22 protein-coding genes and 1 pseudogene are annotated in these 23418 nt (G+C 72.0%); 14 read left to right on the top strand and 9 right to left on the bottom strand.

The window, feature by feature from the left end:
• The first annotated feature begins 79 nt into the window (after positions 1-79).
• Positions 80-505 (top strand): SRPBCC family protein, encoded by a 426-nt coding sequence (locus tag ACFTZC_RS35185; RefSeq protein WP_382896939.1) that lies wholly within the window; start codon positions 80-82, stop codon positions 503-505.
• Between the two features lie 156 nt (positions 506-661).
• Here ACFTZC_RS35185 and ACFTZC_RS35180 read toward each other — a convergent pair whose 3' ends face one another.
• Positions 662-1219 carry an NAD(P)H-dependent oxidoreductase gene (locus ACFTZC_RS35180; RefSeq protein ID WP_382896937.1) on the bottom strand — a complete coding sequence of 186 codons (558 nt, stop codon included), beginning with the start codon at positions 1217-1219 and terminating at the stop codon, positions 662-664.
• 120 nt (positions 1220-1339) lie between these two features.
• Between ACFTZC_RS35180 and ACFTZC_RS35175 the strand changes: the two genes are divergently transcribed.
• Positions 1340-2008 carry a TetR/AcrR family transcriptional regulator gene (locus tag ACFTZC_RS35175; protein ID WP_382896934.1) on the top strand — a complete coding sequence of 223 codons (669 nt, stop codon included), beginning with the start codon at positions 1340-1342 and terminating at the stop codon, positions 2006-2008.
• Between the two features lie 81 nt (positions 2009-2089).
• Here the strand turns inward: ACFTZC_RS35175 and ACFTZC_RS35170 are convergent, their stop codons facing one another.
• Positions 2090-2593: a MarR family winged helix-turn-helix transcriptional regulator gene (locus ACFTZC_RS35170; RefSeq protein ID WP_382896932.1), complete on the bottom strand. Its 504-nt coding sequence runs from the start codon at positions 2591-2593 to the stop codon at positions 2090-2092.
• Positions 2594-2700: 107 nt separating this feature from the next.
• Here ACFTZC_RS35170 and ACFTZC_RS35165 point away from each other — a divergent pair, with 107 nt between their 5' ends.
• Positions 2701-3111: an organic hydroperoxide resistance protein gene (locus tag ACFTZC_RS35165; RefSeq protein ID WP_382896929.1), complete on the top strand. Its 411-nt coding sequence runs from the start codon at positions 2701-2703 to the stop codon at positions 3109-3111.
• 57 nt (positions 3112-3168) lie between these two features.
• On the opposite strand, the gene ACFTZC_RS35160 is transcribed toward ACFTZC_RS35165, so the two are convergent.
• The 3 genes from ACFTZC_RS35160 to ACFTZC_RS35150 all read right to left on the bottom strand — a co-directional run bounded on the left by ACFTZC_RS35160 (position 3169) and on the right by ACFTZC_RS35150 (position 6894).
• On the bottom strand, positions 3169-4371 hold the full coding sequence (locus ACFTZC_RS35160; RefSeq protein WP_382896926.1) for a cytochrome P450: 1203 nt from the start codon (positions 4369-4371) through the stop codon (positions 3169-3171).
• 83 nt (positions 4372-4454) lie between these two features.
• The gene (locus ACFTZC_RS35155; RefSeq protein ID WP_382896923.1) at positions 4455-5897 is read right to left on the bottom strand and encodes a purine-cytosine permease family protein; all 1443 of its coding nucleotides are present in this window, start codon (positions 5895-5897) and stop codon (positions 4455-4457) included.
• Between the two features lie 79 nt (positions 5898-5976).
• Entirely contained in the window at positions 5977-6894 is a 918-nt protein-coding gene (locus tag ACFTZC_RS35150; protein WP_382896920.1) for a flavin reductase, read from the bottom strand.
• A gap of 212 nt (positions 6895-7106) precedes the next feature.
• On the opposite strand from ACFTZC_RS35150, the gene ACFTZC_RS35145 reads away from it, so the two are divergent.
• The 6 genes from ACFTZC_RS35145 to ACFTZC_RS35120 all read left to right on the top strand — a co-directional run bounded on the left by ACFTZC_RS35145 (position 7107) and on the right by ACFTZC_RS35120 (position 12620).
• The gene (locus ACFTZC_RS35145; protein ID WP_382896918.1) at positions 7107-8285 is read left to right on the top strand and encodes an LLM class flavin-dependent oxidoreductase; all 1179 of its coding nucleotides are present in this window, start codon (positions 7107-7109) and stop codon (positions 8283-8285) included.
• Positions 8278-8913, top strand: a complete 636-nt coding sequence (locus tag ACFTZC_RS35140; RefSeq protein WP_382896915.1) for an amino acid synthesis family protein — start codon at positions 8278-8280, stop codon at positions 8911-8913. The genes ACFTZC_RS35145 and ACFTZC_RS35140 overlap by 8 nt, the downstream gene beginning before the upstream one ends.
• Positions 8914-8973: 60 nt before the next feature.
• The gene (locus ACFTZC_RS35135; protein WP_382896913.1) at positions 8974-9525 is read left to right on the top strand and encodes an amino acid synthesis family protein; all 552 of its coding nucleotides are present in this window, start codon (positions 8974-8976) and stop codon (positions 9523-9525) included.
• Positions 9522-10346 carry an alpha/beta fold hydrolase gene (locus tag ACFTZC_RS35130; RefSeq protein ID WP_382896910.1) on the top strand — a complete coding sequence of 275 codons (825 nt, stop codon included), beginning with the start codon at positions 9522-9524 and terminating at the stop codon, positions 10344-10346. Before ACFTZC_RS35135 ends, ACFTZC_RS35130 begins: the two co-directional genes overlap by 4 nt.
• Entirely contained in the window at positions 10346-11842 is a 1497-nt protein-coding gene (locus ACFTZC_RS35125; RefSeq protein WP_382896908.1) for an aldehyde dehydrogenase, read from the top strand. Before ACFTZC_RS35130 ends, ACFTZC_RS35125 begins: the two co-directional genes overlap by 1 nt.
• Positions 11843-11927: 85 nt before the next feature.
• Entirely contained in the window at positions 11928-12620 is a 693-nt protein-coding gene (locus ACFTZC_RS35120) for a GntR family transcriptional regulator (RefSeq protein WP_382896906.1), read from the top strand.
• 31 nt (positions 12621-12651) lie between these two features.
• Here the strand turns inward: ACFTZC_RS35120 and ACFTZC_RS35115 are convergent, their stop codons facing one another.
• Positions 12652-13815 (bottom strand): NAD(P)/FAD-dependent oxidoreductase, encoded by a 1164-nt coding sequence (locus ACFTZC_RS35115; RefSeq protein ID WP_382896903.1) that lies wholly within the window; start codon positions 13813-13815, stop codon positions 12652-12654.
• A gap of 128 nt (positions 13816-13943) precedes the next feature.
• Positions 13944-14237: pseudogene (locus ACFTZC_RS35110) on the bottom strand (bifunctional 3-phenylpropionate/cinnamic acid dioxygenase ferredoxin subunit); the annotation flags it as partial.
• A 149-nt stretch (positions 14238-14386) separates the two neighbouring features.
• On the opposite strand from ACFTZC_RS35110, the gene ACFTZC_RS35105 reads away from it, so the two are divergent.
• The 4 genes from ACFTZC_RS35105 to ACFTZC_RS35090 all read left to right on the top strand — a co-directional run bounded on the left by ACFTZC_RS35105 (position 14387) and on the right by ACFTZC_RS35090 (position 20426).
• A complete protein-coding gene (locus ACFTZC_RS35105) occupies positions 14387-15196 on the top strand; it encodes an IclR family transcriptional regulator (protein ID WP_382896900.1) in 810 nt (269 codons plus the stop codon).
• A gap of 400 nt (positions 15197-15596) precedes the next feature.
• On the top strand, positions 15597-18053 hold the full coding sequence (locus ACFTZC_RS35100) for an FAD-dependent oxidoreductase (RefSeq protein ID WP_382896898.1): 2457 nt from the start codon (positions 15597-15599) through the stop codon (positions 18051-18053).
• Between the two features lie 49 nt (positions 18054-18102).
• Complete coding sequence (gene solA, locus ACFTZC_RS35095; protein WP_382896895.1) at positions 18103-19263, top strand: N-methyl-L-tryptophan oxidase; 1161 nt, start codon at positions 18103-18105, stop codon at positions 19261-19263.
• 14 nt (positions 19264-19277) lie between these two features.
• Positions 19278-20426 carry an aromatic ring-hydroxylating dioxygenase subunit alpha gene (locus ACFTZC_RS35090; protein ID WP_382896894.1) on the top strand — a complete coding sequence of 383 codons (1149 nt, stop codon included), beginning with the start codon at positions 19278-19280 and terminating at the stop codon, positions 20424-20426.
• A 43-nt stretch (positions 20427-20469) separates the two neighbouring features.
• On the opposite strand, the gene ACFTZC_RS35085 is transcribed toward ACFTZC_RS35090, so the two are convergent.
• Both ACFTZC_RS35085 and ACFTZC_RS35080 read right to left on the bottom strand, forming a co-directional pair.
• The gene (locus ACFTZC_RS35085; RefSeq protein ID WP_382896891.1) at positions 20470-21192 is read right to left on the bottom strand and encodes a ribonuclease H; all 723 of its coding nucleotides are present in this window, start codon (positions 21190-21192) and stop codon (positions 20470-20472) included.
• A 99-nt stretch (positions 21193-21291) separates the two neighbouring features.
• A complete protein-coding gene (locus ACFTZC_RS35080) occupies positions 21292-21708 on the bottom strand; it encodes an MmcQ/YjbR family DNA-binding protein (RefSeq protein ID WP_382896888.1) in 417 nt (138 codons plus the stop codon).
• A 239-nt stretch (positions 21709-21947) separates the two neighbouring features.
• On the opposite strand from ACFTZC_RS35080, the gene ACFTZC_RS35075 reads away from it, so the two are divergent.
• Positions 21948-23300: a M14 family metallopeptidase gene (locus tag ACFTZC_RS35075; RefSeq protein ID WP_382896886.1), complete on the top strand. Its 1353-nt coding sequence runs from the start codon at positions 21948-21950 to the stop codon at positions 23298-23300.
• The last annotated feature ends 118 nt before the right edge of the window (positions 23301-23418 follow it).

Genomic DNA, 23418 nt, shown 5'->3' with positions numbered 1-23418 from the left:
ACTGATTGTTCGACCCTTCGAACGGAGGTGACCGATTCGTTCAAGACCACGGCGCCGGAGGCTCGGTACCGTCACGGCCATGGAGAGCTTCGCCGCGGAGTCGCGGCACATCGGCACGCGTATCGACCGTCCCGCCAAGGAGGTGTACGACTACGCCTCGGACCCCGCCCATCTGCCCGAGTGGGCGCGGGGGCTGGGGGACTCGATCGAGAGGTTCGACGGGCAGTGGATCGCGGAATCGTCGCCCATGGGGCGGGTCGTGGTCGCGTTCGCGCCCCCGAACGAGTTCGGCGTGCTCGATCACGATGTCACGCTGCCCTCGGGCGAGATCGTCCACAATCCGTTTCGGGTGATCGCCGACGGCACCGGGTGCGAGGTGGTCTTCACGCTGCGCCGGGCGCCGGGGATGAGTGACGAAGAGTTCCGGCGCGACGCGGAGACGGTGTCCGCCGATCTCACGCGGCTGAAGCGGGTGCTGGAGCGGGGCGGCGACCGGTCCGGGTGAACTCCGCTTCGCCTCTCGGAGGGGATTCGCCCCCTGGAGGGATACGGCTGGAGGGGATACGACACCGCCCCGCGCCGGTGGTCCGGTGCGGGGCGGTGCGGGTGACGGAGGAGGCGCCGGCGGCGCGGGATGCCAGATGCCGATGCCGATGCCCGGTCAGGCGGCCACGGGGGTGGCGGCGGCGAGCTGGGCGAGGATCGCGGGGAGCTGCTCGGTGACCTCGGCGTCGTCCTGCGGGTGCAGTTCCGCGAAGCGGACCACGGAGCCGGGGATGGAGAGCTTCGCGTCGGCCAGGACCGCGCCGCCCGCGATACCGAGGGCCTTGCGGGCCTCGTCCTGGGCCCAGACGCCGCCGAACTGGCCGTAGGCGGTGCCGACGACGGCGGCCGGCCTGCCGGTCAGCGCGCCCGCGCCGAAGGGGCGGGACAGCCAGTCGATGGCGTTCTTCAGCACGGCGGGGATGGTGCCGTTGTACTCCGGCGAGAACAGCAGGAAGGCGTCCGCCTGTCCGGCGGCGTCACGCAGGGCGGCGGCACCGGCGGGGACGGCGCCCTCGACGTCGATGTCCTCGTTGTAGAAGGGGACGTCCGCGAGACCTTCGTAGAGGACGACCTCGACACCCTCGGGGGCGAGCTTGACGGCCGCCTCGGCGAGCTGGCGGTTGTGCGAACCGGCACGCAGGCTGCCGACGAGGGCGAGGACACGTACAGACATGACGGGCTCCTGAGCAGAGTGGGGGAGATCGAAGTGGACCACGGTCCGCTTCGTTTCCTTCATTAAACACCCCAAGCGGACCAGGGTCCACTTTCGCCGGAGCCGGTTAAGGTGAGACTCATGAACGCGGACAGCGCCCCTCCGGAGAACCGCTCAACAGGCCTGCGCGATCTGCCTGTTCTGGGCCAGCCCGCCCGTGAACGCTCGGACGCCGCGCAGAACCGCGTCCGGCTGCTCGACGCCGCCGCGACGCTGGTGCGCGAGCTCGGCGCGCGGAACGTGACCATGGAGGCGGTGGCCTCGGCCGCCCAGGTGGGCAAAGGCACGCTGTTCCGCCGCTTCGGGGACCGCGCGGGGCTCATGCTGGCACTGGTGGACCACGCCGAGCGGGAGTACCAGCGGAGGTTCCTGAACGGGCCTCCGCCGCTCGGCCCCGGCGCCCCGGCGGCCGAGCGGCTGGCCGCGTTCGGCACGGCCACCATCCGCCTCAACCTGGACCACCTGGACCTCTTCCTCGCCGCCGAACTCAGCACCGAGCGGCGCCATCTGGTCCCCGCCCTGACGGTCCGGCTGACGCACGTGATGGAGCTGCTGCGCCAGGCGGGGGCGAGCGGCGACATCGAGATGCTCGCCCACGCGCTCCTCAACTACCTGGACACGGCGCTGCTCCACCACCTCCACGTACAGCGGGGGTTCTCACGCGCCCGGATCGAGGAAGGCTGGCTGGAGCTGGCCGCCCGCGCGGTGCTCCCGGCACCGGCCCGCGTACACGACGAGCGGGACGCGTAGCGCCGTACCCGCACGGCCGGGACACGTAGCGCCGTACCCGCACACGGCGGGGCACACAGCCCGGCCGTGCAGAATCCGGATTCAGAGCCCCGGATCGTGGCGCGGGCCGTCGTCGAGATCCACCGCGTCCAGCGCGCGGGTGAGCCGGTCCAGCCGGGACCGCAGGTCGTCGATCTCGTCGAGGCCGAACCCGGTGGCCGCCGCGATCCTGCGCGGCACACTCAGCGCGCGCTCCCGCAGGGCCGCCCCCCGCTCGGTGAGATGCACCCGCACCGAGCGTTCGTCGCGCGCGTCGCGCTCGCGCCGGACGAGCCCCGCGCCCTCCATCCGCTTCAGCAGGGGGGACAGCGTGCCGGAGTCGAGCCGCAGATGCGCGCCCACCTCCTTGACCGGCAGCGTGCCGTGCTCCCACAGCACGAGCATGACCAGGTACTGCGGGTAGGTGAGCCCGAGGTCCTTGAGCAGCACGCGGTAGACGCCGCCGAAGGCGCGCGAGGCGGCGTTCAGGGAGAAGCAGATCTGCCGGTCCAGACGGAGGAAGTCCCCTTCGGGCACGGCGGTGGTCGGCGTCGGCGTCGCGGTCATGGATCCAGGATAGCCCGGCCGGACTATTATGTTGTGCACAACTTAATTGTGTACTCTGATGCTGACGGCGGCACACCGGGCCGCCGACGACGAGAGGGATGGTTTCGATGGACGCGCTGTACACCGCTGTGGCGACCGCCAACGGCCGGGAGGGACGTGCGGTCAGCTCCGACGGCCGGCTGGACCTGCCGCTGGCCATGCCGCCGGCGCTGGGAGGCTCCGGCGAGGGCACCAACCCCGAGCAGCTCTTCGCCGCCGGATACGCCGCCTGCTTCGCCAGCGCGCTGGGGCTGGTCGGCAGCAAGGCGAAGGTCGACACGAGCGATGTGTCGGTGACCGCCGAGGTCGGCATCGGCAAGGACGAGACCAGCTTCGGCCTCTCCGTCACGCTGCGGGTCGAGCTGCCCGAGTCGCTCGCGGGCGAGACCGGTGAACTCCTGGTCAAGCAGGCCCACGAGGTCTGCCCCTACTCCAAGGCGACGCGGGGCAACATCCCGGTCGAGCTCGTCGTCGAGTAGTCGCGTCGTCGAGTCGTCGGGTAAGCGCCCGCCGGGCGCCCCGCCGGCCCCGTTCCGTCACACCTGGACCGGCAGTCCTTCCAGCCCCCGGATCACGAAGTTCGGCTTGCGCACCGGCTCCCCCGCCGGGCGCAGGCCGGGGGCCAGGTCCAGCAGCGCGGAGAGCGAGGCCGCCAGTTCGATACGGGCCAGCGGGGCGCCGATGCAGTAGTGAATGCCCGCGCTGAAGGAGATGTGCGGGTTCTCGCGGCGGGAGAGGTCCAGGCTCTCCGGGGCCGCGAAGACGGCCGGGTCGTGGTTGGCCGAGCCGAAGAGCAGCGCGACCTCGGCGCCGCGCGGCACCCTCGTCCCGCCGATCTCGATCTCGTCGAGCACCCACCGCTCGAAGAGCTGGAGCGGGGTGTCGTAGCGCATCAACTCCTCCACCGCCGTGGGCAGCAGGGCCCGGTCCGCGCGGAGCGCCGCGAGCTGACCGGGGTTGCGGAAGAGTGCGTGCCAGCCGTTGACCGTGGCGTTCACCGTCGCCTCGTGTCCGGCGTTCAGCAGCAGCGCGCAGGTCGCGACCATCTCGGCCTCCGTCAGTTTCTCGCCGTCGTCATGGGCGGCGATGAGACCCGAGACGAGGTCGTCGCCGGGCTTCTCCCGGCGCGCCGCGATCAGTTCCCGCAGGTACGCGGAGAACTCCACGGAGGCGGTGACCGCGCGGCGGGCCGTCTCCTCCGGCGGATTCAGCTCGTACATCCCGCAGATCGCCGCCGACCACGGCCGCAGCAGCGGGCGGTCCGCCTCGGGCACGCCCAGCATCTCCGCGATGACCGCGACCGGCAGCGGCTCCGCGACGGCGGTCAGCAGATCGCCGCCGCCGCGCTCCACGAGCCGCGCCACCAGGCTACGGGCGAGCTGTCGTACGTACGGGGCGAGCCGCTCGACGGTGCGCGGGGTGAACGCCTTCGACACCAGCCGCCGGATCCGGGTGTGGTCCGGGGGCTCCAGCTCCAGCATCCCCTGGTCGTTCAGCTCGTGGAACGGTTCGTGCCCGGCCGGCGGCGGGGTCCTGCCGAACTCCTCGTGGGTGAAGCGGTGTCCGTACGAGCGGCCGAGGCGGCGGTCGCGCAGCAGCGCCGAGACATCCGCGTGGTGCGGCACGAGCCACTGGTCGCTCGGCTCGTAGTAGTGCACCCGGCCGCGGGCCCGCAGTTCGGCGTAGGCGGGGTACGGGTCGGTGAGGAAGGCGGGAGACCCTGGGTCGAAGTCCGGCATTCCAGGACCGTAACGGGAGCGGGGGTCCGGCACCAGGTGCGCCCGTGTCCGGCTCCGGGCGCACCTCCTTCCGGAAGGCGACGTCAGCCCGTCGGGCCGGTGGCCGCCGTCTCCCGCTCCGCGGCGTGCGCGTCCGGCGGCGAACCGGTGCCGGGGGTACGCGTCCACAACGGTTTCAGCCGGTGGGTCAGCAGATAGAGAACGACGGCGGTGCCGGCCGCGACGAACATGCTCAGGTCGCCCGCGCCGGGGTACGCCGCCGCGAACGGGCCGGTGTAGGCGCTGGACTGCCAGAACGGCACCGAGGCCAGCACCCCGGCCACCCAGACCACGATGCCCCAGTCAAGGATCCGGTTCCGGTCGTAGAGTTCGGCGATCCTCGCCGGGTCGGCCCGGCCGCCGAGCACGTAGTCCAGCAGGACCACAGCCGCGAAGGGCGCGATGAAGTTCGCGGTCAGGTTGAGGAAGACCTTGAACTTCTCCTCCGTGCCCGTCTCGCCCCACAGGCTGATCCCGTACGCCAGGGCGCAGATGATGGTCACCGCCTGGGTCCGGCTGACCGGCACCTTGAGCGTCTGGACGGAGATGGCGCCGCCGTAGACGTTGAGGAAGTTCTGGGCGAGCGCGGAGAGCGCGATGGCGATCAACGCGGGGACGGCGAAGGGGCCCGCGAGCTGGTGGAGCGCCGTGATGGAGTCCGTGCTCGTGGCGCTGGAACCCACCAGGACGCCCAGGATGCCCAGCCAGCAAATGGTGACGAAGTTGCCGAGGCCGGTGTACCAGGCCGTACGGCGCACCACGTGGTCCGTGTCGGGGAGATAGCGCGAGTAGTCCGAGGCGAACGGCACCCACGCGACGAGGAACGACAGGAACCAGCCGCCGAAGGTGACCCAGCCGCCGGTGGCGCCGACGTATCCGTCGGCACCCGGGTCGGCCCCGAAGGTGCCGCCGCCGCGCACCACGGCCACCACGGTGATCATCACGAAGAGCGGGGTGAGCACGTAAGTGAGCACCCGCTGAAGGTAATTGATCATGTTGTAGCCGAAGATGGCCACGATCAGCTCGACGGTGGTCAGGATCAGTGCGCAGAGCCAGAACGGCAGATGAGTGAGTTCGGCGAGCGCCTTCCCGCCGAGGATCACGGTGACCGCGGCCCAGCCGATGCCGGCGAAGACGTTGATGTACGCCACGGGAAGGAAGTTGCCGTAGAAGCCGAGGGGGCCCCGGGCCTGGATCTGCTGCGGCACGCCGAGCCGTACCCCCATCCGGGACATGACGGCCATCAGCACCGAGCCCAGGCCGGCGCCGGCGACGATCGCGGTGACCGCGGCGCCGAAGCTCAGTCCGAACCAGGCCGCGCTGAACCCCAGCAGGATGATGGGGAAGTTGAGTCCGGCGGCGAACCAGACGAAGAACTGGGAGCTGGGCTTCCCGTGGCGCTCGCTGTCGGGGATGTGGTCGACCCCGAAGGGCTCCACCTTCGTGACCGCGCTCCCGTACACCGGTGGCGGGGCGTCGTGCGTCATGGCGTGCTCCTGGGAACAGGGGGAGGCATGAGCGGAGGTGCGGGGGGTGGGGTGAGGGGCGGGCGGCGGGTCCGGTGGCTCACCACGGCAGGGGCGCCGTCTGCGAGATGTCGAAGAATCCGCCCCCGCTGTAGACCAGCGGGGCCAGGTCGTCGTGGCGGGCGGAGACGACCCGGCCGGTGAAGACGGTGTGGCTGCCGGCCTGGAGGCGTTCGCCGATCTCCACCTCCAACTGGGCGCAGGAGCCGCCGATCAGCGGAGCCCCGTGGGGACCGGGGGTCCAGGCCAGCCCGGCGAACTTGTCCTCCGCCTTGGAGGCGAAGGTCCTGGCGACGTCGAGTTGGTCGGCGGCGAGGATGCTGATGCCGAGGTGGCTCGCGCGGTGCAGCGCCGGGTGGGTGCTGGAGCTGTTCTGTACGCAGACCAGGACCATCGGCGGGTCGAGGGAGATGCTGGAGAACGCGTTCACGGCCAGGCCCTTGGGCGTGCCGTCGTCGTCGGTGGTCACCACGGTCACACCGGTGATGAACTTGCGGTGCACCCCGCGGACGAGGTCGGCGTCGACCGCGGCTTCCTTGGTGGTGGTGATGACCCCGAGGACTTCGAGGAGCTGGCGCGGATCCCACGTCACCCACTCCTCGGCCACCTCCGGGCCGTCGAAGCGGCTGAACGTCGCGCCCGCCACCTCCACCGGCCGTCCGGTGGGCGGTACGCCGAGGAACGGCGCGGTGTGGTGGCCGGTGCTGCGCCAGCGGACGGCGATCCGGTCGCCGTCCTCGACGATCTCCTCGATCTCGGTGCGCAGGTCGGGGAAGGCGAGGCGGACGGCGCGGATGGAGTCCTTGAAGGTGTCGCGGTCCTGCGCGGTGGCGGCGGGGCCCCGGCGCCGTACGTAGCGCGGGCTGAGCAGTCCGTCGAGCGCCTCGAACCGGCCATGGTCCCAGGCGGCCCGCCAGGCGGAGCGGATACGGACGGTGCGGTCAAGGGTCTTCGTCATCGACAGCTCCCTGAGTGCGGCTCTTGCATGGCAGAGGACGCTAAGGAGAGCGTCAGCCGGTGTCAACACCTCTGCATAAATCCCCTGGTCCGGCTCTGTTGAGAGGTCAAATACACAGGTCATCGTCACTGCCCGGCCGTCAGCTCTTGACGGAGTGAAACCGGACTCCTAGCCTCGCTGCCATGGCACAGCGCGAGCTGGAAGGACATCGGATGCGATTCTCGATATTCCACAACCTCGGGGCGCCGGGACGGCTCGGGGAGTACGCCCAGGTCATGGACGAGGCAAGGGAGTTCGCGGTCGCCGCGGAAGCGGCCGGATTCTGGTCCACCTGGTACACCGAGCACCACTTCGGGCACGAAGCGATCGAGATCACCCCGAACCCGGTCCTCATGGGCGCCGACATCGCCGCCCGCACCGAGCGGATCCGGATCGGCCAGGCGGCGAACATCGCCACGTTCTGGCACCCGCTGCGGCTCGCCGAGGACGTCGCCCTGCTCGACCAGCTCTCCGGAGGGCGTGTCGAGGTGGGGCTGGGCCGCGGGCTCTACGGCCGGGAGGCGCTCAACCTGAACGCGGCGGCCGACCCGCGCGACCAGGAGCGCAACCGGGCGCTGTACGACGAGACCGTGGAGGTGCTGCGCAAGGCCTGGAGCGGCGAGTTCTTCTCGCACCAGGGGCAGTTCTACGAGTTCCCCGCCCCCGGTGTGCGGTGGAACCACCCGCTCTCCCCCGCCACCTCCGCCTACACGGAGGACGGGGTGATCACGAAGATGCAGGTCACACCGGCCCCGCTGCAACGGCCCCATCCGCCGCTCTGGCAGGTGATCGACAGCCCCCGCTCCATCCGGGCCGCGGCGGCCGACGGCGTCCAGGGCATGTTCTGGCTGCCTCCGGTCTCCGCGCTCAAGGAGCGCTTCGAGCTGTACCGGTCCACGGCGAGCGCCGCCTCCGGCCGGCCGTACGCGCTCGGCGAGGGCATCGGCCTGGTGCGGGACGTCTATGTCGCCGACACCATGGAACAGGCCCGCGCCGACTTCGAGGAGGCGCTGATGACCACGTACCGGTGGATCATGCACTGGCGCGGACTCGCCAACCTGATGGAGGCGGGCGAGGAGCTGACCGACGCGCACGAGCTGTCCTTCGACTTCCTCCATCCCCGCAATCTGCTGGTCGGCACGCCCGAGTACGTCGCCGAGAAGATCGCCGAGCTGCGCGACGAGGTGGGCCTCGAACACCTCCTGCTCTGGACCACGCACCCGGGTCTGGAGCACCGCAAGGCGATGCGCAGCCTGGAGCTGTTCGCGGAGAAGGTCATGCCGCGCTTCGCGGGCGCGGACGGCTCCGACGGCCCAGGGGCCTCGGACGGCGCCGGCGGCTCCGGTGTCTGAGCCGTCGGCGGTGCCCGTGGTGCCAGGGGTACGCAAGGTGGTGACGGTCGTCGACGAGGTGCTGCTGGAACTGGGCCGGCCGGTCGCGGTGCCGGTGCGCCGGGTCGCGGCGGCGGCCGTGATCCGCAACCCGTGGGCCGGACGCGGGGTGGTCGCCGATCTCCAGCCGGAGGTCGAGCGGATCGCCCCGGGGCTGGCGCGGCTGCTGACCGGCCGGGTGACCCGGGCGCTCGGCGGTGTGGACCGCGTCGAGTCCTTCGGCAAGGCGGCGGTCGTCGGGCTCGACGGGGAGATCGAGCACGGCGGCGCGCTGATCCATACGCCGTTCTTCGGCAATGTCCTGCGGGAACTGGTCGAGGGCACCTCGATCATCGTCTTCAGCGACGACCGGCTGCCGGCCGGTGAGCCGCTGACCGTACCGCTGTGGCACAAGACCGCGGCGGCCACCAGGTCGCACTACCAGACCGCGCACATCCGGGTGCCGGACGCGCCGCGCCCCGACGAGATCGTCGTCGTGGCGGCGGGGGCGTCCGGGCCGCGGCCCAACGCCCGGATCGGCGACCGGAGATCCGACCCCCTGGTCCGGCTGGCCGATCTGGAGACGGCGCCGCCCGCCCGGAGCGGCTGACCTCACCTCCTCCCCCTGTGCGACGACCGCGCGTACCCGAACGACAGAAGGACCCGAGACATGAACATCCGGAAGATCATCACCTTCACCGAGGACATCCACACCGAGGGCGGGCGCCCCGTGGACCCGCCGGCCCGTACGGCGGTGGTGCTCGCCGTGATCGAGAACCCGTGGGCCGGGCAGGGCTTCGTCGAGGACCTGCTGCCCGGGATCGACACGGCGGCGCCCGAGCTAGGGGCGCTGCTGGCGCCGCGGGTGACCGAGGCGCTGGGCGCGCCGGTCGAGGCGTACGGGAAGGCCGCGATCGTGGGGCTCGACGGGGAGGTCGAGCACGGCTCCGGGCTGATCCACACCCTGAAGTTCGGCGACTTCTTCCGCACGGCGGCCAACGCCACCACGCTGCTCCCCGCGGTGGAGAAGCGGGCCGCGGCGGGCACCGTCTTCGACATCCCGCTCAAGCACATCACGGACGCCACCATCCGTTCGCACCACCAGAGCATCGAGGTACGGGTGCCGGACGGACCGCGCGCGGACGAGATCGTCATCGGCCTCGCGGCGGCGGCGCAGGGACGGCCGCAGGCCCGGCTGGCCCCGCTGTCGACCGAGCGGTGAGCGTCCGGCTCGCCCACGAGACGCACGGAGCGGGGACCCGGCTCGTCCTGCTGCACGGGGTCGGTCTGGACCGGCGCATGTGGGACCGGTGTCTGCCGCGGCTCGCCGCCGCGCACCGGGTCGTCCTGGCCGATCTGCGCGGGCACGGGGCCTCGCCGCCCGCCGGGGACGGCACCACCCTGACCGCCCTGGCGGACGACGTGGCCGCCCTGCTGGCGGGCGGCGCGCATCTCGTGGGGTTCTCCCTGGGCGCCCTGGTGGCGCAGCGGCTGGCGGTGGACCGGCCGGAGCTGGTCGCCTCCCTCACCCTGGTCAGCTCGGTCGCGGACCGCTCCGCGGCGGAGCGGTCCGCGGTGGCGGAGCGCCGGCGGCGGGCCGCCGAGGACTTCGGGGCGTCGGCGCGGGCCGCGGTCGACCGCTGGTTCACCCCGCGGTGGCGGGCGCGCGAGCCGGAGACGGCGCGGGCGGTGCTGGACACCCTGCTCTCCACCGACCACGCCTCCTACCTGGCCTGTTACGACATCTTCGCGACCGGCGACGCCGAGCTGTGGCCGCTGCTCCCCGGGGTCGGCGCACCCACCCTGGCCATCACCGGCGGCGACGATCCCGGCTCCACGCCCGAGATGACCCGGCGGCTGGCCGCGCGGATCCCCGGCGGCCGGGGCATCGTCGTACCGGACACCCGGCATCTGCTGCCGCTGGAGCGTCCGGACACGCTCGCCTCGGCGATCCTCGCGCACACCGGACGCGCGGCGCTCGCGCGGACCGGATCCACCCCGCCGTCGACGACCCCGTCCACCGGACAGGAGTGTTCTCGCTGATGAACGACACGCCCCGACTCCCCCGCCACCGGCACTACATCGGCGGCGAGTGGACCGAACCCGCCGAGGGCGGGTACTTCGAGAGCCTCAACCCCACCACCGGGCAGCCCTGGTACGAGGCCGCCGACGGCACGGCCGCCGATGTCGACCGGGCGGTCGCCGCCGCCCGCGCGGCCTTCGAGAACCCGGCCTGGCGCGATCTGAGCCAGACCCGACGCGGCCGGCTGCTGCGCGTGCTCGGGGATCTGATCGGTGAGCACGCCGAGGAGCTGGCCCGTACGGAAACACTCGACAACGGCAAGCTGCTGCGCGAGATGCGGGCCCAGCTCGCCGGACTGCCCGAGTACTTCCACTACTACGCGGGCCTCGCCGACAAGATCCACGGGGAGGTGATCCCGGGCGCGAGCCGGGAACTGCTCAACTACACACTGCGCGAGCCGGTCGGTGTGGTCGGCGCCATCACCCCCTGGAACTCGCCGCTCCTGCTGACCGCGACCAAGCTCGCGCCGGCGCTGGCCGCCGGGAACACCGTGGTCGTCAAGCCGTCCGAGCACACCTCGGCCTCGCTGCTGACCCTCGTGCCCCTCTTCGAGCGGGCCGGTTTCCCGCCCGGCGTGGTCAATGTGGTGACCGGTCACGGCGCCTCGGCGGGCGCCCCGCTCACCGCCCACCCCGACGTGGCGAAGGTGACCTTCACCGGCTCCACCGAGACCGGCCGCCGGATCGCCAGGACCTGCGCGGACCGGTTCGTCCGCTGCACGCTGGAACTGGGCGGGAAATCGCCGAACATCATCTTCCCCGACTCCGATCTGGGGTCGGCCGCCATGGGGGTGATCGCCGGGGTCTTCGCCGCCGCGGGGCAGACCTGTGTGGCGGGCAGCCGGGTGCTGGTACACCGGGACGTGTACGACGAGGTCCTGGAGCGGGTGACCGCGCGGGCCGCGACGATCAGGATCGGCGACCCGCTGGAGGACACCACCGAGCTGGGTCCGCTCGCCCTCGCGGACCAGCTCGCGAAGGTCGAGTCGTACGTGGAGCTGGGGCGCGCCGAGGGCGGGAAGGTGGCCTGCGGCGGCGCCCGGCCGGAGACGGGGCTCAGTGGCTGGTTCTACACACCGACCGTCTTCACGGGTACGGACAACGCGATGCGGATCTGCCAGGAGGAGATCTTCGGACCGGTCGCCACCGTCATGCCGTTCGGCTCGGAGGACGAGGCCGTGGCGATCGCCAACGACTCGCCGTACGGGCTGGCGGCCGGTGTGTGGACCCGCGACCTGAACCGGAGCCACCGGATGGCGTCACGGCTGGAGGCGGGGACGGTGTGGGTCAACACCTACCGCTCCATGTCGCCGATGTCGCCGCGGGCCGGGTTCAAGAACAGCGGTGTGGGTACCGAGCACGGCACGGAGGTCATCCGGGAGTACACACGGCTGAAGAGCGTGTGGATCAACACGAGTGAGGAGCCGGCGGGTGATCCGTTCATTCTCAAGTCCTGACACGAATCCTCGCTCTTGCATGGCAGGAAGTCCCACGGTCCGCCGCATTTGACGGCGGACGACCCCGGCCCTACTGTCACGTACCATGCAAGAACCCACAGCGAAGCGTCTCCAGCAGACGAGCATGCAGGCCAAGGTGGCCGAGGAACTGCGCCAGATGATCATCACGGGTGAGCTGGCGCCGCGTTCCAGCCTCTCCGAGATGGCCCTCTCGGAGACCTTCGGTGTGAGCCGCACCCCGATCCGTGAGGCCCTCAAGCAGCTTCAGATCGAGGGACTGGTCGAGGTGCGGCCCCGGGTGGGCACCTTTGTCGCGGTGCCGTCCCGGCGGGAGCTGACCGAGCTGTTCCAGATGAAGGAGCTGCTGGAGGGCGCCGCCGCCCGGCTGCTGGCCTTCCGCGGGAACGTACCGGAACTGGCCACGCTGGAGGCGAACATGCGCGCGGCCGACGACGCCGTCCGGGACGGCGACACCGACCGTTACGCCTCACTCGTCCACGAGTTCCACGACCTGATCGTCAGCGGGGCCGACAACGGCAAGCTGGAGGCCCACTACCGCACCCTGATGAACCAGTTGGCGTACGCGCGCCTGGTACGCACCTCGCTGTCGCGGCCCGGGAGGCTGAACGCGTCGGACAGCGAGCACCACCGGGTGCTCGGCCTCATCGTCGCCAAGGACGGCGACGGCGCCGAGCGGGTGATGCGCGAGCATGTCCGGCTCAGCCACCAGGCGTTGATGGCCGGGATCGACGAACGGCGGGGCGAGGAGCTGCTGTAGGGCCACGGACACCCGCCGCACACGACAGGCCCTAGGCTCGGGCGAGTTGGCGGCGCAGCCTGGTGAAGGGGCGCGGCCGGTTCGCGGAGAGGACCGCCGTGGTTCTGCCGTCGCGTTCGTACACGGCGAGGAAGTCGCCGAGCGCCGTCTCGCCCTCGACGACGCGTACGGTGTCGGCCGGCGCGCGGTCGCCGGCGAACTGTACGCGCACACCGTACTGGTCGGACCAGAAGTAGGGCCGCCCCGTGTACGTGTCGACGGTGCGCCCCGCGAGGAGGTTGCGGACCGCCACCGCCGGCTGTTCGACCGCGCTGGTCCAGTGTTCCGCCCGTACGGGTACGCCCAGTTCGGGCCGGTGGACCCGGGCGACATCGCCGACGGCGACGATGTGCGGCGCGGCGGTCACACACCCCGCGTCGCAGAGCACACCGTCGTCCACACCGAGCCCGGAGCCGGCCAGCCAGTCGGTGCGCGGGGTGACACCGATGCCGACGACGACCACCTCGGCCGGGAGTGTGCGCCCGTCGGCCAGCTCCACCGACTCCACCCGGGTACGGCCGCGCAGCGCCACCACCCCGGCGCCGCACAGGAGTTGTGTGCCCCGCAGAGCGTGCAGCGCGGCGAGCGCCGCCGCCATCTCCGTGCCGAGCTGAGGCAGCAGCGGCCAGGCGGCGGCTTCGACCACAGTGACGTCGTGGCCCAGTTCCCGGCAGGAGGAGGCGACTTCGGCGCCGATGAAGCCCGCGCCGATCACGACCACCCGGCGGGGCCCCGCGTGCAGATCGGCCCGCAGCGCCACGGCGTCGTCGAGGGTGCGCAGGGTGTGGACGCCCGGCGGCCGGGGCGTGGTGCCGGGGAGGGCCCGCGCGGCGGCGCCCGTGGCGAGGACGAAGCCGTCGGCGCGGAGCCGGCGCCCACCGGCCAGGGTGATCTCCCGCGCCCCCGGGTCGAGGTGTGTGGCGCGCGCGCCGAGCAGCCACTCCACATCGAGCGCCTCGTCGTCGGGTTCGAGCAGGGCCTCGGGGGCGGGCTCGGCCGCGGCGGTGAGGAACCGCTTGGAGAGCGGCGGGCGGTCGTAGGGGCGGTGGGGCTCCTCGCCGATCACGGTGACGCGCCCGTCGAACCCCTGGTCGCGCAGCGCCCGTACGGCGTGCACCGCGGCCAGCGAGCCGCCGACCACGGCGACCGACCTCATACGGCGCCGCCTTCGGCGGCGACGGCCACCGGCACGGCCACCTCGGCCGCCACGGCCACCGGTGCCGCCAGGGCCACCGGTACCGCGACACCGGCCACGGCCACGGCCACGGCGGGGATCGGTGTGGCCACCCGTACATGGATCACACCGTCGAGGATCTCGACGCCGTGGGTCCGGACGGGCCTGCGCGCGGGCGGGCAGCTCGGCGCGCCCGTGCGCAGATCGAACGAGGCGGCGTGCAGCGGGCATTCGACCTGGCAGTTCTCGACCCAGCCCTCGGAAAGCGAGGCATCCTGGTGGGTACAGGTGTCATCGATCGCGTAGAACTCACCCTCGGCGTGGAACACGGCGATGGGTGGTTCTGTGTCGATGCGGATGGCTTCGCCCTCCGGCAGATCCTCAAGGCGGCAGACAGGAATCACAGGCCCCCCTCACGCGAATCAATATCGTACGGTTGTACATGACGCATCGCGAGGCGCGATGCGCAACAGAATCCTGGCCGAACGCCCGGCCGTCAAGGGCTTCCAGAAACGACGGCCGGAACGGAACGCCGGTGGATGGGATCGGAAACGTGGCGGACACAACTGAAGAGACGAACGAGGGAAAGCGGGGCCCTTCGGGCTCCGTCCAGTCGGTCGACCGGGCGGTGAGCGTGCTGGAGATCCTCGCCCAGCAGGGCGAGGCCGGAGTCACCGACATCGCCGACGAGTTGGGCGTCCACAAGTCGACCGCGTTCCGGCTGCTCGGGGTGTTGGAGAGCCGGGGGCTGGTCGGCCAGGAGAAGGACCGCGGGAAGTACTACCTCGGCGCCGGCGTGCTCCGTCTGGCCGGCGCGGCGGCGCTGCGCCTGGACATCTCCCAGGAGGGCGTCGGGGTGATCAGGACGCTGGCGGAGGAGACCGGCGAGACGGCCAACATCGCGATCCTGGACAGCGACGCGGCGGTCAACATCATGCAGGCGCGCGGCCCCGCCGCCGTCACCGCGCACAACTGGCTGGGGCGGCGCTTCGCCCTGCACGCGACGGCCACCGGCAAGGTCCTGATGGCCCATCTCCCGAAGGAGCGGCGCGAGGCGCTGCTCGCGGACCCGCCCGAGCGCTTCACCGAGCGGACGATCACCGACCGGGCGGTCCTGCGGGCCGAGTTGGCGGTCGTGGCCGAGCAGGGGTACGCCTGCACGACGGAGGAGCTGGAGAGCGGGCTGAACGCCGTCGGGGCCGAGGTCAGGGCGCACGACGGCTCGGTCATCGGCGCGATCGGGGTCTCCGGGCCGGCGTACCGCATGACCGGTGACGCGCTGCCGGAGGCGGTCAAGAAGGTGGTGGAGGCGGCCCAGGAACTGTCCGGCCGCTTGGGGCACAGCGCCCGGGACGCCGGCTGACGGCGGATCAGATTTTTCTTGCCGCCACGCGGGGACCGGTGAGCAGCGCTTCCCCGGGGGCCTTTACCTGTCGTTAACCGGGTGCCCTTGACACCCCCTGCCGCCGTTCCCAGGATGTCTCACATAGCGCAACGCGCACCGCAGCACGCAACAAGGGCGGGGCGGTGTGGCCGGTCCCCGCTGTCCGGCCACAGCCCCGCCCTGTCCCCGCCGCACACCGCACCGCCGCCGCGCACCGCACCGCGAACCTCACACCGCACCGCGAACCGCACCGCACGCCGCGCACCTCGCATCGCACATCACACCGCACCGCAAACCTCGCGCACCGCACCGCACCGCAGACCTCGCGTCCGCACTCCGTACCTCGCACACCCCTGACCGCACCGATCCGAGGAGGGGTATGTCCCGCACGCTCGACCCCGCAGCGCGTGTCGTCATCATCGGGGCCGGCATCGTCGGCTGCTCCCTCGCCGACGAGCTCACCGCCCGCGGCTGGCGCGACGTCACCGTACTGGAGCAGGGGCCGCTGCCCGCCCCCGGCGGCTCCACCTCGCACGCCCCCGGTCTGGTGTTCCGGGCCAACCCCTCGAAGACCATGACCGAGTTCGCCCGGTACACCGCCGAGAAGTTCGCCGGTCTCGACGTCGACGGGCTGCCCTGTTTCCACCGGGTGGGCGGGGTGGAGGTGGCCACGACACCCGAGCGGTGGGCCGATCTGCACCGCAAGGCCGGTTATGCCGCCTCCTGGGGCGTGGCCGGTGAACTGATCACCCCGGAGCGGTGTGCCGAGCTGTGGCCACTGCTCGATCCCGGTCAGCTGCTCGGCGGGTTCCACACCCCCGGCGACGGGCTGGTCCGCGCCGTGCTCGCCTGCCGGGCACAGACCCGCCGGGCCGAGCGGCGCGGTGCCCGCTTCCTGGAGCGGCACACCGTGACCGGGATCGACCGGGCGGACGGCCGGGTCACCGGGGTCGTCACCGACCGGGGGAGCTTCCCCGCCGATGTCGTGGTCTCGGCGGCGGGCTTCTGGGGGCCGGTCATCGGCGCGCTGGCGGGGGTGCCCGTACCCCTGCTGCCGCTCGCCCACCAGTACGTACGGACCGCGCCGCTGCCCGCGCTCGCCGGTGCCGACGACCCGCGGACGGAGACGAACCGGCCGATCCTGCGTTTCCAGGACGCCGACCTCTACTTCCGCGAACACACCGACCGCATCGGCATCGGCTCGTACGACCACCGGCCGCTGCCCGTCGACCCGTTCACGCTGCCCGCGTACGACGACGCCGACGTCATGCCGTCCTCGCTCGCCTTCACCGAGGACGACTTCGCCCGCGGCTGGGCGGAAGCGGCGCGGCTGCTGCCCGCGCTCGCCACGAGCCGTGTCGAGGAGGGCTTCAACGGGGTCTTCTCCTTCACCTCCGACGGGATGCCGGTCCTCGGCGAATCCCGTGAGCTGCGCGGATTCTGGCTGGCCGAGGCCGTGTGGGTGACCCACTCCGCCGGGGTGGCGAAGGCCGTCGCCGAGTGGCTGACGGACGGGCGGCCCTCGGTCGACGTCCACGAGTGCGATCTCCACCGCTTCGAGGAGGTCCAGCTCTCGCCCGGTTACGTGGCCGAGCGCGGCGCGCGGCAGTTCGCCGAGGTGTACGACATCGTCCATCCGCTCCAGCCCGCCGAGCGGCCCCGGCCGCTGCGCGTCTCGCCCTTCCACGCCCGCCAGCAGGAGCTGGGGGCGGTGTTCCTGGAGAGCGGCGGGTGGGAACGGCCGCACTGGTACGAGGCGAACGCGCCGCTCGCCGCCTCGGTGGAGCTGCCCGGCCGCGACGCCTGGTCGGCCAGGTACTGGTCGCCCGTCGCGGCGGCCGAGGCCCGCGCCACCCGCGAGAGGGTGGCCCTGTACGACATGACACCGCTGCGGCGGCTGGAGGTCACCGGCGCCGGGGCCCTGGACTTCCTCCAGCGCATGACCACCAACCAGCTCGCGAAGAAGCCGGGCGCGGTCACGTACACCCTGCTGCTGGACGAGGCCGGCGGGATCCGCAGCGATCTGACCGTCGCCCGCCTCGGGGAACGGCACTTCCAGGTCGGTGCCAACAGCGGGCAGGACCTGGACCTGCTGCTGCGGCACGCGCCGGACGGCGTCCAGGTCAGGGACATCACCTCCGGCACCTGCTGCATCGGGGTCTGGGGCCCGCTCGCCCGCGCGCTGGTCCAGCCGCTGACCCGCGACGACTTCTCGCACGGGGCGTTCGGCTACTTCCGGGCCCGGCGGACCTGGATCGGGGACGTACCGGTGACCGCGATGCGGCTGAGCTATGTCGGGGAGCTGGGGTGGGAGCTGTACACCGGCGCCGACACGGGGCTGCGACTGTGGGACACCCTGTGGGAGGCGGGCCGGGAGCTGGGGGCCGTCGCCGCCGGGCGCAGCGCCTTCGACAGCCTGCGGCTGGAGAAGGGGTACCGCGCCTGGGGCCGGGACATGACCACCGAACACGACCCGTACGAGGCGGGCCTCGGCTTCGCCGTGCGGATGGACAAGGGCGACTTCGCCGGCCGGGAGGCGCTGGTGGGCCGCTCCCCGGAGAGCCGCACACGCGCCCTGGCCTGTCTGACACTGGACGATCCCGCGGCGGTGGTGCTCGGCAAGGAGCCGGTGCAGGTGGACGGAACGGTGGTCGGGTACGTCACCAGCGCCGGGTACGGCTACTCGATCGGCCGGACCGTGGCGTACGCCTGGCTGCCCGCGGCCCACGCGGTGCCGGGGACGGCGGTGTCCGTCGAGTACTTCGGGGAGAAGATCCCCGCGACGGTGGCGGCGGAGCCGCTCTTCGACCCGGGCATGTCCCGTATCCGCCGCTGACCCGCTGCGACGGCCCCGGCCCGCCCCCGCTCGCCCCCTGGAGGAACCCATGGCACCGACGTATGACGTGATCGTTCTCGGGCTCGGCGGTATGGGCTCGGCCGCCGCCTGCCACCTCGCCGCGCGCGGCGTCCGGGTGCTGGGCCTGGAGAAGTTCGGACCGGTCCACAACCGGGGCTCCAGCCACGGCGGTTCCCGGATCACCCGGCAGTCCTACTTCGAGGACCCGGCGTACGTGCCGCTGCTGCTGCGCAGTTACGAGCTGTACGAGCGGCTGGAGCGGGACACCGGGCGCCGGGTGGCGACGTTGTGCGGCGGTGTGATGGTGGGCCGTCCCGGGAGTCTCGCCGTGTCGGGGTCGCTGCGTTCGGCGCGGCAGTGGGATCTGCCGCACGAGATGCTCGACGCGAAGGAGATCCGGCGGCGCTTCCCGACCCTGACTCCGCGCGACGACGAGGTCGCCCTGTTCGAGGCACGCGCGGGGCTGGTCCGCCCGGAGAACACCGTCGCCGCCCATGTCCAACTGGCCACCCAGGCAGGCGCGGAGCTGCGTTTCGAGGAGCCGGTGACCCGCTGGGAGGAGCTGCCGGGCGGCGCGGGCGTACGGGTGCACACACCGGAGAACGCGTACACCGCGGGCCAGTTGGTGATCTGCCCCGGCGCGTGGGCGCCGGCGCTGCTGGCCGACCTGGGGGTGCCGTTCACCATCGAGCGGCAGGTCATGTACTGGTTCCGGCCGGAGGGCGGGATCACCCCCTTCCTCCCCGAGAACCATCCCATCTACATCTGGGAGGACGCCGACGGTGTGCAGGTGTACGGCTTCCCCGCCATCGACGGCCCCGGCGGCGGCGCCAAGGTCGCCTTCTTCCGCAAGGGCACGGTGTGCACCCCGGAGACCATCGACCGGACCGTGCGCGAGGAGGAGGCCGAGGCGATGGCCGCGCACATGCGCCGCCACATCCCGGCCCTGCCGGGCACCTTCCTGCACGCCGCGACATGCATGTACTCCACCACCCCCGACGAGCACTTCGTCATCACCCGGCATCCGGCCCATCCGGCGACCGTGACCGTGGCCTGCGGATTCTCCGGGCACGGCTTCAAGTTCGTCCCCGTGGTCGGCGAGATCCTCGCCGATCTCGCGCTCACCGGCACCACCGGTCACCCCATCGAGCTGTTCGATCCGCGCCGGCTCTCCGCCGCGGCGACCTGAGAGGCAGAACCGCCATGACGACCACGCCTCCGTCCGTGCGGAGCGGCACGGCCCCGAGCCTGATCTCCACGCTCCCGGGCCCCTGCTACACCGACCCCGCGATCTTCGCCCTGGAGCAGGAGAGGATCTTCGAGTCGCTCTGGTTCTGCGCGGTGCGCGGCGCCGATCTCGCGGGGCCCGGCGCCTTCCGTACCGTACGGATCGGGCGCGAGTCGGTGCTCGTCACCCGGAACAGAAAGGGTGAGCTGCGCGCCTTCCTCAATGTGTGCCGGCACCGGGGGGCCCGGCTGTGCACGGAGGAGTCGGGCGAGGTGCGCCGCAACCTCCAGTGTCCGTACCACGCCTGGACCTACGACCTGGACGGGAGGCTGATCGCGGCGCCCAACCTGGTGAGGATGCCGGATGTCGACCGGGTCGCGTACGGGCTGCGCCCCGTCCATCTGCGGGAGTGGCTCGGGTACGCGTGGCTGTGCCTGGCCGAGGAGCCGCCGTCCTTCGAGGACACGGTGCTCGGCGCGGCGGTGGAGCGGCTGGGGGATGCCGCGTCCATCGAGCGCTACCGCACCGAGGAGCTGGCGCTCGGCAGGCGCATCACCTACGACGTGCGGGCCAACTGGAAACTCATCGTCGAGAACTTCATGGAGTGCTACCACTGCGCGACGATCCACCCCGAACTCACCGAGATCCTGCCGGAGTTCGCGGAGGGTTTCGCGGCCCAGTACTACGTGGGGCACGGCGCGGAGTTCGCGCCGGAGGCCCGGGGCTTCACGGTGGACGGCAGTGCGGGGCCGGGCCGGCTTCCGTCGATCGCCGACGAGCAGGACCGGCGGTACTACGCGATCACCGTGAAGCCGACCGTCTTCGTCAATCTGGTCCCCGACCATGTGATCCTGCACCGGATGTTCCCGCTGGCCGCGGACCGTACGGTGGTGGAGTGCGACTGGCTGTACGCGCCCGAGGTGGTGGCCCGGGGCGCGGACCTCGCCAAGTCGGTGGAGCTGTTCCACCGGGTCAACGCCCAGGACTTCGAGGCGTGTGAGCGCACCCAGCCGGGGATGAGCTCCCGGGTCTACCGGGAGGGCGGTGTGCTCGTCCCGTCGGAACACCACATCGGCACCTTCCACCACTGGGTGACGGAGCGGCTGGCGGACCGGCCGGGCTGACGGCTCCGGGGCGGCCACCGGACCGATCAGGCCGCTGGGCGGCTCAGGTCGCGGGGGTGGTGGCGCAGGCCGGGTGGCCCCAGCCGTCCGGGTTCTTGGCGATGGACTCGCCCGCCGCGTAGGAGCGTCCGCAGCGGCAGCGGCCGGGGAACTTGGCGTTGAGGGTCCTGCGCGCCCCGGATTTCGCCCCGGACTTCGCCGCGCGTTCTCCGCGGGTCTTCGACGCCGGTCCCGTACGGGACCCACCGGCGCGTACGGTGTCGGGCGCGGGCGGCGGCTGCGGTGAGCCGTGCTCGCTGCCCGCGGCCCGCTGGGCGAGGGCGGCCTGGCTGGCGGCGCGGTCGGCGAAGTCGTTGAGCCGGTCACCGTCGACCTGGTGGGCGGGCACGTAGCGGAACTCCACGGACCGGCCGCCGAGCAGGGTGTCGATCCGGGCGACCAGCTCCTGATTGGCGACCGGCTTGCCCGAGGCGGTCTTCCAGCCCTTGCGCTTCCAGCCGGGCAGCCAGGTCGTGACGGCCTTCATCGCGTACTGGGAGTCCATCCGGACCTCCAGCGCGACCTCGGGGTCGGTGGCGGCCAGCAGCCGCTCCAGCGCGGTGAGTTCGGCGACGTTGTTGGTCGCCGTGCCCAGCGGGCCCGCTTCCCAGCGGACGGGGGTCTCCTCGCCGTCGGCGATGACCCAGGCCCAGCCGGCGGGCCCGGGATTTCCTTTCGACGCCCCGTCACACGCGGCGATTACGCGTTCAGCCATGCCGCAGATCATGCCAGGACTCCGGCCCGCCGGCCGCCACACCCCCGGGCGGGCGCCCCGCGGCCCGGCTCCGCCCGCCCGCGGCCGGTCGGCCCGAGGATCTGGCCGGGGTCAGCCGGCCCGGGGACCTTCCGGGGCTCCCGGGCCGGGTCCTGGGACGCCTCCCGGCGCGTCCCCCGGGCCGGGCTCCCGGCCGGTGAAGGACTCCAGCAGGCGCGGCGGCGCGGCCTGCTTCCAGGAGTCCACCAGGATGTCGTACAGCTCGTCGAGATCGTCCAGGGCGCGCAGCCGCACCCGGACCCACGCGGAGCCCGCCTCGTGGGGCGGCACCCAGAACTTCTCCGGCTCGGCGGCGATCAGCTCCGCCCGCTCGTGCCGGGGGCAGCGGACCGCGAACGACGTCTCGTCGTCCGGGACCGTGATGAACATCTTTCCCGCGACCCGGAAGGTCGGCATGGACCAGGCTTCCTTCTCCACCGTCTCCGGCAGGGAGAGCGCGATACGGCGAACATCGTCAGAATCGATCACGCCCGTCAGCGTAGACGGGGGCACTGACAGCGGGGCCGGGTGAGGGAGCGGGCCGCGGCCGGGCCCCCTCCCGCCCGCCGGAGGACGCCGTAGCGGGGTTGCCTCATTCGCGCTCTTGACCGGTTCATGTCACGCATTCAGGATGACCCGCACACGGGCCGCGCCCGTGCGTGCCACCAGCACGGCACAAGGGGCCTCACGGCTCCCGCTCCCCCACACCTCCACCTCCAGGAGCCCCCATGCGACTGCGTATCCGCGGAAGCGGCGCCGTCCGCCGCAGACGGACCGTCACCCTCACCGCCCTCGCGCTGGCCCTCGCCCTCGGCGCCAGTGCCACGGCCAGCGGCGCCGACGACACCCCCTCGGCCGCCGCGGCCCGGGCCGCCGCCGGCGAGGACCTCCAGCAGTACGAGATCCGGACGCACTCCACCTCCGCGACGCGCACGGCGCTCGCCAGGACCGGTGTGACCATCGACGAGTCGGACAGCGAGACCGTGGTCGTCTCCGCCCGCGCCGCCGAACTGCGGAAGCTGCGCGCGCTGGGGTACGACCCCACGCCGCTGGGCGCCGTGCCCGACCGTTCCGCCGGGGCCGAGGCCGTGCCCTTCGACTTCCCCTCGGCCGACTCGAACTACCACAACTACGCCGAGATGACGAGCGAGATCAGCTCCGTCATCGCGGCGAACCCCGGCATCGTGAGCCGGCGCGTCATCGGCACCTCGTACCAGGGCCGCGACATCGTCGCCATCAAGATCAGCGACAATGTCGCCACCGACGAGAACGAGCCCGAGGTCCTGTTCACCCACCACCAGCACGCGCGCGAACACCTCACCGTCGAGATGGCGCTGTACCTGCTGAAGAACCTGACCTCCGGGTACGGCACCGACTCGCGCGTCACCGACATCGTGAACAACCGCGAGATCTGGATCGTCCCGGACCTCAACCCGGACGGCGGGGAGTACGACATCGCCACCGGCTCGTACCGGAGCTGGCGCAAGAACCGTCAGCCCAACTCCTCGTCCAGCGCGGTCGGTACCGACCTCAACCGCAACTGGGCCTACCGCTGGGGCTGCTGCGGCGGTTCCTCCGGCAGCGCCTCGTCCGAGACCTACCGGGGCGCCGCCGCCGAGTCCGCGCCCGAGGTGAAGGTCGTGGCGGACTTCGTACGGAGCCGGGTCGTCGGCGGCAGCCAGCAGATCAAGGCCGCGATCGACTTCCACACCTACAGCGAACTGGTGCTGTGGCCCTTCGGCTACACCACCGCGGACACCACGACCGGGATGACCGCGGACGACCGCAACGCGTTCGCCACGGTGGGGCGGAAGATGGCCGCGAGCAACGGCTACACCCCGGAGCAGTCCAGCGATCTGTACATCACGGACGGCTCGATCGACGACTGGCTGTGGGGTGCGCAGAAGATCTTCGCGTACACCTTCGAGATGTATCCGTCGTCGAGTTCGGGCGGCGGCTTCTACCCGCCCGACGAGGTGATCACCCGGGAGACGAGCAGGAACCGCGACGCGGTGCTCCAGCTCCTGGAGAACGCGGACTGCATGTACCGGTCCATCGGCAAGGAGTCGCAGTACTGCTGACGGCGCGACAGGGGTGGGGCCACCCCCCGGGGGGCGCCCCACTCACCACACACATGTAAACAAAAACACAAAAGTAAAGCGACGTAAAGGTAGAGTCACCAACAGAACAGGCCATACG

The sequence above is a fragment of the Streptomyces sp. NPDC056987 genome (assembly GCF_042673865.1).
In the GTDB taxonomy this organism is placed as follows: Bacteria; Actinomycetota; Actinomycetes; order Streptomycetales; family Streptomycetaceae; genus Streptomyces.
This window is presented reverse-complemented; position numbering and strand designations above follow the sequence as displayed.

Excerpts from the sequence above, each read along its gene's own strand:
- ACFTZC_RS35100 (WP_382896898.1), top strand. The coding sequence starts at position 15,597 with ATGTCCCGCACGCTCGACCCCGCAGCGCGTGTCGTCATCATCGGGGCC.
- ACFTZC_RS35160 (WP_382896926.1), bottom strand. The coding sequence starts at position 4,371 with ATGCCGGACTTCGACCCAGGGTCTCCCGCCTTCCTCACCGACCCGTAC.
- ACFTZC_RS35165 (WP_382896929.1), top strand. The coding sequence starts at position 2,701 with ATGGACGCGCTGTACACCGCTGTGGCGACCGCCAACGGCCGGGAGGGA.
- ACFTZC_RS35185 (WP_382896939.1), top strand. The coding sequence starts at position 80 with ATGGAGAGCTTCGCCGCGGAGTCGCGGCACATCGGCACGCGTATCGAC.
- ACFTZC_RS35115 (WP_382896903.1), bottom strand. The coding sequence starts at position 13,815 with ATGAGGTCGGTCGCCGTGGTCGGCGGCTCGCTGGCCGCGGTGCACGCC.
- ACFTZC_RS35120 (WP_382896906.1), top strand. The coding sequence starts at position 11,928 with ATGCAAGAACCCACAGCGAAGCGTCTCCAGCAGACGAGCATGCAGGCC.
- ACFTZC_RS35145 (WP_382896918.1), top strand. The coding sequence starts at position 7,107 with ATGCGATTCTCGATATTCCACAACCTCGGGGCGCCGGGACGGCTCGGG.
- ACFTZC_RS35150 (WP_382896920.1), bottom strand. The coding sequence starts at position 6,894 with ATGACGAAGACCCTTGACCGCACCGTCCGTATCCGCTCCGCCTGGCGG.
- ACFTZC_RS35135 (WP_382896913.1), top strand. The coding sequence starts at position 8,974 with ATGAACATCCGGAAGATCATCACCTTCACCGAGGACATCCACACCGAG.
- ACFTZC_RS35125 (WP_382896908.1), top strand. The coding sequence starts at position 10,346 with ATGAACGACACGCCCCGACTCCCCCGCCACCGGCACTACATCGGCGGC.
- ACFTZC_RS35085 (WP_382896891.1), bottom strand. The coding sequence starts at position 21,192 with ATGATCTGCGGCATGGCTGAACGCGTAATCGCCGCGTGTGACGGGGCG.
- ACFTZC_RS35180 (WP_382896937.1), bottom strand. The coding sequence starts at position 1,219 with ATGTCTGTACGTGTCCTCGCCCTCGTCGGCAGCCTGCGTGCCGGTTCG.
- ACFTZC_RS35075 (WP_382896886.1), top strand. The coding sequence starts at position 21,948 with ATGCGACTGCGTATCCGCGGAAGCGGCGCCGTCCGCCGCAGACGGACC.
- solA (WP_382896895.1), top strand. The coding sequence starts at position 18,103 with ATGGCACCGACGTATGACGTGATCGTTCTCGGGCTCGGCGGTATGGGC.
- ACFTZC_RS35090 (WP_382896894.1), top strand. The coding sequence starts at position 19,278 with ATGACGACCACGCCTCCGTCCGTGCGGAGCGGCACGGCCCCGAGCCTG.
- ACFTZC_RS35175 (WP_382896934.1), top strand. The coding sequence starts at position 1,340 with ATGAACGCGGACAGCGCCCCTCCGGAGAACCGCTCAACAGGCCTGCGC.
- ACFTZC_RS35170 (WP_382896932.1), bottom strand. The coding sequence starts at position 2,593 with ATGACCGCGACGCCGACGCCGACCACCGCCGTGCCCGAAGGGGACTTC.
- ACFTZC_RS35155 (WP_382896923.1), bottom strand. The coding sequence starts at position 5,897 with ATGACGCACGACGCCCCGCCACCGGTGTACGGGAGCGCGGTCACGAAG.